Genomic DNA, 12,280 nt, shown 5'->3' with positions numbered 1-12,280 from the left:
TTTAATGATCATTTTAAAGTGAAAGAAGAAATAATATTGTTATCTTATTTGCATATAAAAAATAAACTTAAATTGAATTTTTTATGGTTTATATATTTAATCTGGTTTAATTGTTTAAAATAATAGGTATATATTAAAATTAAATATCATTATTTTTAATGGATCAATCTACTATTTTAATAAAAATAATTTAAAAGCGATTAAAGCAGGCCATATTTTAATAAGCAAGTACGGATGACATTGCGGGTTACGCCTAAGAGGCGTGCGGTATGAACTTGATTATACTGGCAGTATTCATAGGCGCTACGAATGAAATGTGCTTCAATCAGTTCATTGATATTTAGTTCAGGGAGCTGCTGTGCAGCCTGAAATAGCCGGTGAAAATTCAATTGTAAAAGCTGCTCGGCATCCTGAATATTGTGAATACTTGAGTTGAAAGAGAAGCCATTTTTCGGCTCGATTGCGGGGCTACGCTGGCCAAGATAAGGCGTATTATTTTGCAGGTTCGAATAAAAATAGCGTGCCGTTATGCGCCACTTCAAGCCAGCCAATCCGGGTATCAATCGTACCGGAAAAAAAGGCGCTTTGGCACAGTGGCTCAAGGTATGAATTTGACGGACAACATGTTCTTTTTCTGTACGGGTTTCTCCAATTATCAAAGTGTTGGCTTCACTAGCTGCAATCTGCTAAATACGCTCCAGCAAAACCTTGGAGAAGGTGTCGTTATAACGTGGCGGCGGCTTTTTCAGCATGCCGTGTCGGACTCATATAGAGATGCTTCAGTATTGTCATGATTTTTATTGCTATATATTAAAATGCTAGTCATCATGAAAGAATTAAATTTAAAAGATAAATAATAAATCGGTATTTGATGATCAGTCTGGTCTATAAGGTATAAAAGAAAATATTTATCTGAATAAAAGATAAATACAGCAGCGATAACTAAATATTAAATCAAGATAAATAATCTGCTTAAAGTACTTTATATTGAAGATATTATAAACAACAGAGTAATTATAATGACAATCACATCCGTTAATGTCCGTAACCAATTTAAAGGCGTTATTCAAGAAGTCGTAGAAGGTAGCGTTGTTTCTGAGGTTAATGTAGAAACCAAAGCCGGTATTTTTACCTCTATTATTAGTACACGATCTGTCAAAGATCTGGATTTAAAAGTCGGTTCTGAAGTGGTGGTACTGATTAAGTCGACCGAAGTTTCATTGGCCAAACTTTAATCAGCAGCTTGCTTAAACAAGGGAATTCGACCATGACCGATCATTCAGGTGCTGTATCTATTCAGCAATTAAACAAGAGTTATCCAAGTCAGAATAATCAGGATCTTAAGGTTTTAGAAGATATTAGCCTCGACATTCAACCGGGAGAGTTTATTAGTATTGTCGGTAGCAGCGGCTGTGGTAAATCGACACTGTTACGCTTGCTGGTCGGGCTGGAAAACCAGTATCAGGGGCGAATTCTGGTTGATGGTGAACCGGTTTCGGGAACCAGTCTGAACCGCGGCATCGTCTTTCAGGATCACCGTTTATTTCCATGGCTCAGTGTCAAAGAAAATATTCGTGTGGCCTTGCATCAAAGCGAACTGAGCCGTGCCGAAGAAGATATTTTGATTGATGAGCATCTGGAACTGGTCAAGCTGACCAAGTTTAAAGATGCCTATCCATCGCAGCTGTCCGGAGGCATGAACCAGCGTGTGGCCATTGCCCGCAGTCTGGTTAATCGTCCACAAATTTTATTGCTAGATGAACCTTTTGGCGCTCTGGATGCCTTGACCCGTCAGAACCTGCAAGATGAATTACAGCGTATATGGCAGGCTGAAAAAATCACCATGATTATTGTCACCCATGATGTGGAAGAAGCGGTATTTCTAGGTGATCGTGTGGTGGTGATGCAGCCACATCCGGGACGGATCAAACGGATTGTCACGGTGCCAGTCGCTCATCCGCGCAAGCGTGAAGATGTACGTTTGACCAATATTAAAAATAATATCCTGCTGGATTTTAGCGATCCATTCAAAGACCAGCTCATTAATTCCAAACCAAAACAGTTTGCCGATTATCAGTTTGCCTGGTAATACAAATCTGTAAATTAAAAGCCTGCTATCCATGAGGAATGGCTAGCAGTTGAGGCGTTTCACAAGCAGCTCTTTTCTTGATTAATCAATCGCAAAAAATTTATCTAAAAAAACCTCCTTTTTGCAAAGGAGGTAGGTAGATAGCTTAAGAAGCTTGAGCGACTTTGCTTTTGACAGCATACTGGTTTTCGGGACGTTTTAGACCCAAATTTTCGCGTAAGGTGGTGCCTTCATATTCGCTACGGAACAGGTCACGACGTTGCAGTTCCGGCACAATAAACTCAACAAAATCGTTCAAGCCTGCCGGAGTCGACGGTGGCAAGACATTGAAACCATCGGCAGCTTCATTTTCAAACCATTGTTGCAATTGATCCACCACCTGTTCCGGCGTTCCGATCAGGGTCCAGTGACCTCGCGCAGAGGCAATATATTCATACAGCTGACGAATGGTGAAATGATGCTTATGTGCAATATCAATCATCATTTGCTGACGGCTGGTAAAATTGATTTCGGTCTCGTCCAGTTTTGGAAAAGGTGCATCCAGATCAAATTGGGATAAATCGATATTGCCTGCCAGACCGGACAATAAACCCAAGCCAACATCCGGATGAATTAAACTGTTCAATAACTGATATTTTTCCTGTGCTTCCTGTTCGGTTTTTGCGACAAAAACTGAAACGCCCGGCATGATTTTCAGGTCATCGGCATGGCGGCCATATTTGGCTAAACGGCTTTTTACGTCTCGGTAGAAGACTTGAGCATCGCTCAGGCTTTGCTGGGCAGTGAAAATCACTTCGGCGTATTTTGCAGCCAGTTCACGGCCATCTTCCGATTGTCCGGCTTGTACAATGACCGGATAACCTTGTGGTGGGCGAGGGACATTCAATGCACCTTGTACATTAAAATATTTACCGCTATGCAAGGGTTCATGTTGTTTGCTGGCATCAAAGAATTGACCGCTGTGTTTATCATAAAGAAACGCATCATCTTCCCAGGAATCCCACAGTTTTTGCGTCACTTTAATAAATTCGTCGGCGCGTTCATAACGGACTTTGGCATCCGGATGGGCACTAAAGCCAAAGTTACGCGCGGTATCGGTAGAAATGGTGGTCACCACATTCCATGCTGCACGACCTTTGCTGATATGGTCTAAGGATGCATATTTACGAGCCAGTAAATACGGTTCTTCATAGGTGGTGGATGCAGTGGCGATAAAACCAATATTTTTAGTCACGGCAGCAATGGCTGCAAATAAGGTCACCGGCTCGAAACCAACGACTTTGTCGCTGTAGCCAATACTGCTTTTGTGTTTGGATGCGCCGTGACTCCAGTTTACAGCGAGACCGTCAGCCAGAAAGTAGGCATCGAATAAGCCTTTTTCAGCTGTTTTTGCCAGTTCAATGGCGTAATCAATGCTTAGATGATCGTGTGGACGAGACTGTGGGTGACGCCAGCCTGCTGCATGTTGCGACGTGGTTGGAATAAAAGCACCCAGTTTAATTTGTCGTTTAGCCATGATCCTGCCTTGTTATCATCATTTATTTTCAACCGATTTATAACAAGGAATCAAAAACTTGAAAAATACGATAAAATTAAATCTTTATAAGGAATATGGGATAAGCCAATTGCAGGCTATTTATCTCGATTAGCATGCACTTTTGAAACGCCCGGCTATTTTTTAAATTAAGGCTTTTACAGTTTTTTTCTTCCAGACCAATTGATAATACAGACCTTGTAGAATACACAGACAGACAAAGGCTAAGGCATAACCATACCAAATACCTTTTAAACCCCACCATTGACTGAACAGATAGGCACAAGGCACTTCAATGCCAATAATTGCGACAATATTAATCAGCATAGGTGCTGTTACCGTGCCACTGGCCCGCATGATGGAGGCAAAAATTGCACTGGCACCAAAAAACAGGATGGACCACAGCACAATAAACAGCAATTGCTGACCCAGTACTACCACATCAGCATCGGTAATAAACAGTGCCATCAGATATTTTGAAAACAAATAGCCTAATGTAATCAGCATACCGGTAATCAGGATATTCATGCCCAGAGCCGTGCGGGTGACTTTGGCCAGTAGATCAGATTTGCCGGCGCCAATTGCCTGCGCGGCAAAAATGGAGGCGGCAATGGAAATGGAAAGTGCTGGAAATTGAATGTAATTCAATACCTGATTAACAGCACCATAGGCTGCAGTGGCGTGTGAACCATAGCGATTGACCAGACCTACAATAACTAACCCCGCAACTGAAGTGGTAATCATCTGAATGCCGGTAGGAATGCCTAAGCGCAGAATAATTTGACTCAGTTCAGGTTGATGGCGAATATGTGTTAACAGATGGCGGTCAGGTTTGAGCGGATGATCCTTTTTATTTAAATACACAGCCAAAAAGATCAGCACGGCAAGATAACCAATCGCGGTCGCAATTGCAGGAGCGACAATGCCCATTTTAGGAAAACCGAAATAACCGGCAATCAGCACCGGAGTCACGAACAAGCCAATGATAATGGTCATGCCGGAAGCAATCAGTGGCGTGGTACTGTCACCGACACCGCGTAAAATCGAGGTATAAATAATATAGATAAACAGTAGCGGGCTACCTGCCAGCATCCACTGCACATAAGGCAAGGACAGGTGCATCACCTCTGGATCTGTACCCAAGGCCAACAAAATATGTCTGGAAAATAGCACGCCAAACAGGGCAATGATGCTGCCGCCAATCAGCGTCATAAATAGGGTCGAACCGACCACACAACGCACCTTTTCGATATTTTGCGCGCCCCAGGCTTGTCCCACCAGCACGGTTGCCCCTGCTGATAAACCAATCACAAAAGCCATCAGACAGAACAGAATCGGAAAGAATACGGCAACAGCGGCAATCGCATTCACGCCCATCATTTGCCCGACAAAAACAGTATTAATAGTTCCAGACAGGTTTTGCAAAATATTGGTGACAATCAGCGGCAACAGGAAAATAAAAAATGTTTTCCAGAGTTTTTGTTGATTGACCAAGGGTTGATGTTGGGGCATGAAACGTCCTGTAAGTATATATTTTTATCTTTTGGATTTAAGGATTAAGCCTACCTGAGTTCGCTTAAACAGGCCTTAGTTTTTCCGTAACCAAGGCTGAATTTGATGGAGCAATCATGAACTCAGACAGCCGATAAAATGGCAGCAGCTTGTTCTAGGGTTTCATCTTTTTTGGCAAAACAAAAGCGGATAAGGCGTAAATTTTCCGGTGGCTGCTGATAAAAAACCGATACCGGAATGGCAACAATACCATGATGTTCAGCCAGAAATTTACACATCGCGACATCATCCAGATCTGGGCGGATAGCACTGTAATTCAGGTTCTGAAAATAGGTGCCCTGCGAAGGGCTAAAATAAAAGCGAGAGTTACTCAGACCCGAATTAAACAGGTCACGTTTATCCTGATAGAACTCTGCCAGTCCTGCAATATGCTCAGGATGCTGCTGCATAAAGGTCGCCAGCGCCATCTGGATGGGGGTCACGCCGCAGAAACTGACAAACTGGTAAATCTGGCGAAAGATTTTCATCAGTTCGGGGGAAGCCACACAATAACCGGTTTTCCAGCCGGTAACATGGAAGGTTTTGCCGAATGAACCCACCACAATACTACGATCGCGCAATTCAGGAAAAGCCAGCGCTGAATAGTGCTTCTGTTCATCATAGATCAGATGTTCATAAACTTCATCGGACAGCACGACAATGTTTTTATCGCGAATCAGTTCAATTAAATTTAACCAGTCCTGACGTGACCAGATGGCGCCGGTGGGATTGTGCGGGGTATTCACAATGATCATGCGGGTATGATCATTGATGGCATCTTTCACCCGGTTCCAGTCCACGGAAAAATCCGGTGCCGTCAGGGCAAGATGAACAGTTTTTCCTCCCATCAATTGTACGCTGGGTGCATAACTGTCATAGCTGGGATCGAAAATAATGACCTCATCACCGGGATGAATCAGGGCTTGAATGGCCACAAAAATCCCCAAGGTGGCGCCGGGGGTAATGGTAATTTCAGTCAGCGGGTCAATCACCAATTGATCGCGTTTTAAAAATTGATGCGCCAATTGTTCGCGCAGGGAAAGCAGCCCATCACCCGGGGCATATTGATTAAAACCTTCTAAAGTGGCGTGGCTTAGGGCTTTCAAAAGCTCAGGAGGTGCTGCAAAGTCGGGAAAACCCTGGGAGAGATTTAAGGCATTCAGGCGATGCGCCATCGCAGTCATCACACTGAAAATAGTGACACCCTGTGCCGGTAGTTTGGAATGAATGTCAATCATGACCCGAACTCTTGAATATTTTTATGCTTTCGAGTGTAACAGCAAGTTCCCCAGAGCAGAATAAAAGTCTCTGATTCAGCACTGCATTTTTTAACCCATTTCATGCATTTAATTGCAGGCTGACCTGGAATAAAATTAACAAAAAAGCAACTGGACTAAAAAAGCAACATTTTTTAGAATGCAGCCACTAATTAAAATAACACTACTAAAACAATAAATTATTATGTTAAACACCATTTATGCCGTGATTGAGGCGATGGGCTTTGGCTTGCAAAAGCGTGCCCTGCACATTCATTTTTCCAATCCCATATTAAACCCGCAAGTCTTTATTCAAAGAATTGAAGGGCAACATCGCATCAATCAGGGATTCAAAGCCGAGCTGATCTGTTTGTCGACCAACGCACATATTCCGCTGAAACAATTTATTGGCGGACAGGTGGCGGTCGATCAAGTGACGGATTTGGGTGGATTATCCCGAATCACGGGCATCGTGACGGGGGCCAGTCAAGGTCAAAGTGATGGCGCACTCACCCTGTATAAACTGACCATTGAAGATGCGACTGCACTTTGGCATAAGCGCCGTAACAGCCGGGTGTTCATGAACAAAAGTGTGCGTGATATCAGTGAAATTCTGTTTAAGGAATGGCAGGCGAAAAGTGCGCTCTTTTCCGCAAGCTTAAGCTTAAATACCCAGGGCTTGAGCCGGGAATATGATATCCGTCCTTTTGTGATGCAGGCCAATGAAAGCGATTATGAATTTTTAACCCGGCTCTGGCGTAGTGAAGGCATGAACTGGCTGATTGATGAAGCGGAACATGGGGTGGCCAGTTCATCTGCGGTCATACAGCCGCAGAAGTTGCGTTTAATTGATGAAAATTCACAATATAGTGCTTTAAGCCGCAGAAGCATTCGCTTTCATCGCAGTCATGCGACAGAACGTCTGGATAGTATTACCAGCTGGATTGCTGAACGTCATTTGCAATCCACCGCGATTCAGGTTCAGCGTTGGCAGGCGAACATGCTGTCTCAAGATCAAGCCAATCCCTTACTCAGTCATCATCAACATAGTGATGTGCAAGACAATGAAACCTTAAGTTTAGAACAGGCCTGGAGTATCAGCCCGGCCTGGACTTCGGATTTAACTGGTACCGATCAAAGCACCGTTTCAGGCAGCCAGCAGTTAGAGCAGCTCAATCAGCAACTGTCGCAATATCAGGATTTGCAGTCCAAATATTTTACTGCCCAAAGCAGTGTACGAGATGCCCATGTTGGCTACTGGTTTGAACTGCTGGATCATCCGGAAATTGATCAGCATTCGGGTTCGGACAAAGAATTCCTGATTTTGGGCAAAACCTTTTATAACCAGAACAATTTACCCAAAGATATTCTGCAGCAGTTAGACAGCCTACTCAGTTTAAGTCGCTGGAAAGCTGTGGGTGAAGAACGCCAAGCCAATGAGCTGTATCTGGTACGACGCAATATCGCTGTAGTTCCTGAATATCATCCCTTGATGCATAGACCGGCAGCCTACCCACAGCGAGCCAAAGTGGTGGGTCCTGAAGGTGAAAGCATTTATGTCGATCAATGGGGGCGGATTAAGGTTCGCTTTATGTTTACCCGTGGTTATGACCATAGCCATGATGGTGGGGCAGGGAGCAATGATAATGACAGTGATTCCGCCTGGGTCGATGTACTCACGCCATGGGCAGGTGAAGGTTATGGTGCACGTTTCCATCCGCGGATTGGTGAAATTGTGGTGGTTGATTTCTTTGAGGGTGATGTAGACCGACCATTTGTGGTGGGCCGAATCCATGAAGCAGAACGTCACCAAACGATGTTTGATCTGAAAGGTCAGTTACCTGAAACTAAAAAACTCAGTGGCATTCGATCTCAGGAAGTCGCGGGTGCGGGTTTCAACCAGCTGCGTTTTGATGACACCACAGGGCAGATTAGTACCCAATTGCATAGCAGTCATGGGGCAAGCCAGCTGAATTTGGGTAACTTGAGTCACCCTAAAGACAAGGCTGAAAGTGATGGTCGTGGTGAAGGCTTTGAGTTAAGAACCGATCAATGGGGAGCTGTGCGGGCGGGGAAGGGGATGTTAATCACTACCTATGCCCAGAAACAGGCGATTGCGGATCATCTGGAAGCTGCTCAGGCCCATTCATTATTAAATCAAGGCCATGAAAGCATGAAAATGCTGAGTGAAATTGCGGTGAAGCAGCAAACAGATGCTTTGAATGTGATTCATCGCTTGCCTAAATTTATTCAGTCTCTAGAGCTTAAAAGTACAGGACAAGCCTTAAATACCACTTTAAATTTATTTAAAGAAGATATCAGTAAAGATCCCTTAACAGCATTAAAGAATTGTGGTGGTTTTATCAGTGAAATTGGCCAATTAGGAAACTCTTTTTCTAATATTGCCGAGGAATTCAATACCTTCTTTGCTGATTCAAAGGAAGCGGTCTCAAATCTTAAAGCGTTTATTGGCAATATTGAAGAACACGGCTCAGACTTGATTAAAACTCAACTGGCGGGGATTAAAAAGAACATTGAATTGAATCCCTTAAGTGCTCTGCAAGAGGTGGGTAAAGTACTGGCGAATGTTGAGGTTAAAGACTTCGATATTATGAGCAGCTGTGGCGCTTTCACTAAAGGAAACAAACTGGATATCACCCCAGATAAAGCATTGAGTTCCTTGCAAGGTTTTATGGAAAGCTACACGCAGCAGGGGAATACTCATGAGTCTGTTCAGCAGGAACAGGGGAAATTATTTAGACAGGCATTAATGCTATTGGCTTCTCCTAATGGCATAGCCCTGACTACACCGGAAGATATTATTTTACAAGCCTCGCAAGATATTGCGACCAGTGCTCAAGGTTCTATTAATTTAAGCACTCAAAAGAATATTGTTGGTCATGCGCAAGACAAAATTAGCTTATTTGCGGCTCAAAAAGGTTTAAGTGCTTTTGCCGCGAAAGGTAAAGTTGAATTACAAGCGCAGGATGATGCGATTGAAGTTATTGCCCGTAAGGTTATTAAACTGATTTCGACGGAAGATAAGATTGAATTAACAAGTCCGAAAGAAATTGTGCTGACAGCTGGTGGTTCCCAATTGAAAATTAATGGGGATGGTATTTTTAGTACAACAGGCGGCAAATTTGAGAGTAAGGCGGGGCAGCATGTGTTTACAGGTGGGGCAAAAGTATCTTATGAGGTTCCTGAATTACCAAGCAGTGGTCCATTTACTAAAGTATTCCATTTTGTGTCATTAGAAGGTGAGAAAATAGAAAATGCAATGATACAAATTTATGAAAAAATAAATGAGAACTATGTTTTTAAATTAGATTCAAAAATTGATAAATCCATTTTTAGATTAGAAAATGATGAAAAAAATATTGAGTATAAAGCATTGGTTGGATTCGATGATTGGGTTTCGTGGTTTGATGATGACGAAGAGGAGTTACAAGAAGAAATAGATTTAGGTGAGCATCACAATCCATATGATAAAGAGTCTGGACATCAGTATGAGTAATGTACATATCGTAAAAAAAGGGGATACGCTTTGGGGTATCTCAAACAAATATCATATTAGTCTTAATGAATTAGTTGAAATAAATGGTTTATATGGTAAAAAGAAAAATTTATTAAAAATTGGGCAAAAGATATATTTGAAAAAAAATAATAGTAGAAACATTGATACATTTTTAACATTAAAAATTTATGATTTAAAATGGGAATCAATTCGTCAAGCTAAGCTATTACTAGAGTATGATGGTCAGTGTCATTTAATGACTAGTGATGATAATGGGGTAATTAAAGATATTCAAATTGAAGATGCTTTGAAAGGTATAAAAATAAGTTTATATACATTAAAAAATATATTTGAACTTATAGCTAATCATAAAACATTGCCGATGGGGAAAAAAATATTAAAACTAAGTTCTCGTGCAATGATATTAAAAGGTAATACTTATCAAGTTGAGGGTGTAGCTAGAACAAATACACAAGTAATTGAAAAAAAATTGAAAGTTAATGGTAAGAAAGTGCAGAATACATCTGGGGCATCTGAAACAAGAGTGGAAGGTGGATTACCTGCCGTCACAGTAGCTGCAGTATATTCAGAAGAAAATTTATATTTACATCCAGATAATGAAAAATATCGAAGAATAATTATTAACGCAGCAAAAAAATATAATTTAGCGCCACAAGCCTTAGCTGCAAAAATTAACGCAGAAGCCGGTACAAAAAGAGGAAGCCAAGAATGGAATGCTCAAGCACGTGCTTCAACATCATCTGCAGTAGGATTAACTCAGTTTCTAAGTGAAACTTGGTATGAGATATGTACGCGTTCTACCTATAGTGACACCTTACTTCAACAACATGTTATTAAGAAAAAATTAATCTCTAATTTTCAAGAAAATATGGCTCTTAAGTTAATTTCGGTGAAAGATAAAGCAAAATTAAAAGCTCTTGGAACGGATCCTACTTTTTCAGTGGATTCAGCAGCGGCATATGCTAGAGCAAATATTGATATAGTTACAAACATATATAGTAAGGTCGGTAGTTTAGAACCTGGTGATCTCGCAAAAGTTGGATATGTAGCTCATCATGATGGTCCAACAGGGTTTGGCAAAATAATTGAAGCAACAAACGACTCTTCATGGTCAAAACTACAAGGGCAAGTGTGTTCCAAAGATAGTCCTAATTGCAGTACATTACAAAATTATAAGGAAAGATTTAGTAATGGGGGGGATGCATATCGATGGTGGTTATGTACTGAATATACAGATGCAAAAATTAATGTAAATCGATTTACCCTTAGCCCTGCTGATGGGAAAAAATTTAAGAATGCTCGAACAATGGAGGAAATTATTGTTTTTCTAGGTGGTAAAGCTTTAGTTCGGCCAAGTAAAGAATTCGAGAAAAAGAAAGGAGCTAATGATACCCAAGCAACAGAAAATATTAGTATTATCATTACATCTATTGTAAATAATAAGGTTGAACCCAATATTCGGTATTCCGTAAAATCTAAATATGGATTAAAACCACATTTGACAAATGAAAATGGTCATGAGGTTATTAAAATTAAAAAAGGAGATAAGCTTGAAATCATTTTCGATAATCAAGTTTTAACTTCAATCACTTCGATAAAAGATAAAGAAGAATTTAGGATTAATTTTCCAATTACTCAAGAAAAAAATATACAGAAGAAAACACAAGAGGTTAGTACGAACAACGAACAGAAGCTCAATTTTGATGGTTGGAGAAATCCACTTAATGGTACTTGTCAAGTGAGGCGGTTTGGTTATAAATCATTACCCTTAAAAGCGAATGCTGCAACTTATAATCAAAGTAATTTACAGCAGGCAACTAAGGTTGCATCAGGGTTTAATCGAACAACTTATAGATCTAGTGGAATGCATCAAGGTCTTGATCTTGAGGCTGATAATGGTACCAATGTCTATCCAGTTTGTGTTGGTACCATTGCAAAAGTAATTCCATCATATCCAGGTTATGGAAAAACTATCATTTTAGAATGTGACGTAAATGATTTGCCAGTTTCAAAAAAAGCTTTAGCAAAAAACATAGACACAATTTACTTTGTTTATGCACATTTAAATTCTATAAATGTAACAGAGGGAGCTATTATAACCACACTAGATACTGTTCTGGGGAAAACTGGTAATACTGGTAATGCTGGAAGTATGACAAAAATTGAGGATGGTGCACATTTGCATTTTGAGGTCAGAACAGAGATAACGAAATCAATGGGGAAATCTGGAATGACGTATAGACAAGACCCGTTTCCTTGGTTAGATAATTGTAAGACCACTGAAAATGGTGTTAAATTAAATAGGTAAATAT

Annotated in this window: 8 protein-coding genes; 4 read left to right on the top strand and 4 right to left on the bottom strand. The window is 41.0% G+C overall.

Annotated elements, in window-relative coordinates:
- Positions 1–200: 200 nt before the first annotated feature.
- A complete protein-coding gene (locus FB6_RS12715; protein ID WP_368034421.1) occupies positions 201–683 on the bottom strand; it encodes a hypothetical protein in 483 nt (160 codons plus the stop codon).
- A gap of 336 nt (positions 684–1,019) precedes the next feature.
- On the opposite strand from FB6_RS12715, the gene FB6_RS12710 reads away from it, so the two are divergent.
- Positions 1,020–1,235: a TOBE domain-containing protein gene (locus FB6_RS12710; protein WP_174560343.1), complete on the top strand. Its 216-nt coding sequence runs from the start codon at positions 1,020–1,022 to the stop codon at positions 1,233–1,235.
- 32 nt (positions 1,236–1,267) lie between these two features.
- A complete protein-coding gene (locus FB6_RS12705; protein WP_174560342.1) occupies positions 1,268–2,089 on the top strand; it encodes an ABC transporter ATP-binding protein in 822 nt (273 codons plus the stop codon).
- Positions 2,090–2,234: 145 nt separating this feature from the next.
- Here the strand turns inward: FB6_RS12705 and FB6_RS12700 are convergent, their stop codons facing one another.
- From FB6_RS12700 to FB6_RS12690, 3 genes are all read right to left on the bottom strand, one after another.
- The gene (locus FB6_RS12700; protein ID WP_174560341.1) at positions 2,235–3,605 is read right to left on the bottom strand and encodes an LLM class flavin-dependent oxidoreductase; all 1,371 of its coding nucleotides are present in this window, start codon (positions 3,603–3,605) and stop codon (positions 2,235–2,237) included.
- A 162-nt stretch (positions 3,606–3,767) separates the two neighbouring features.
- Positions 3,768–5,135: an MATE family efflux transporter gene (locus tag FB6_RS12695; RefSeq protein WP_217427344.1), complete on the bottom strand. Its 1,368-nt coding sequence runs from the start codon at positions 5,133–5,135 to the stop codon at positions 3,768–3,770.
- A gap of 122 nt (positions 5,136–5,257) precedes the next feature.
- The gene (locus FB6_RS12690) at positions 5,258–6,412 is read right to left on the bottom strand and encodes a methionine aminotransferase (RefSeq protein WP_174560340.1); all 1,155 of its coding nucleotides are present in this window, start codon (positions 6,410–6,412) and stop codon (positions 5,258–5,260) included.
- 223 nt (positions 6,413–6,635) lie between these two features.
- Here FB6_RS12690 and FB6_RS12685 point away from each other — a divergent pair, with 223 nt between their 5' ends.
- Together FB6_RS12685 and FB6_RS12680 are read left to right on the top strand one after the other, a co-directional pair.
- Positions 6,636–9,947, top strand: a complete 3,312-nt coding sequence (locus tag FB6_RS12685) for a type VI secretion system Vgr family protein (protein ID WP_174560339.1) — start codon at positions 6,636–6,638, stop codon at positions 9,945–9,947.
- Positions 9,940–12,276 (top strand): LysM peptidoglycan-binding domain-containing protein, encoded by a 2,337-nt coding sequence (locus FB6_RS12680; protein ID WP_174560338.1) that lies wholly within the window; start codon positions 9,940–9,942, stop codon positions 12,274–12,276. Before FB6_RS12685 ends, FB6_RS12680 begins: the two co-directional genes overlap by 8 nt.
- Positions 12,277–12,280: the final 4 nt, after the last annotated feature.

Origin of the sequence: Acinetobacter bouvetii (genome assembly GCF_902753875.1) — a bacterium.
In the GTDB taxonomy this organism is placed as follows: Bacteria; Pseudomonadota; Gammaproteobacteria; order Pseudomonadales; family Moraxellaceae; genus Acinetobacter; species Acinetobacter bouvetii_A.
This window is presented reverse-complemented; position numbering and strand designations above follow the sequence as displayed.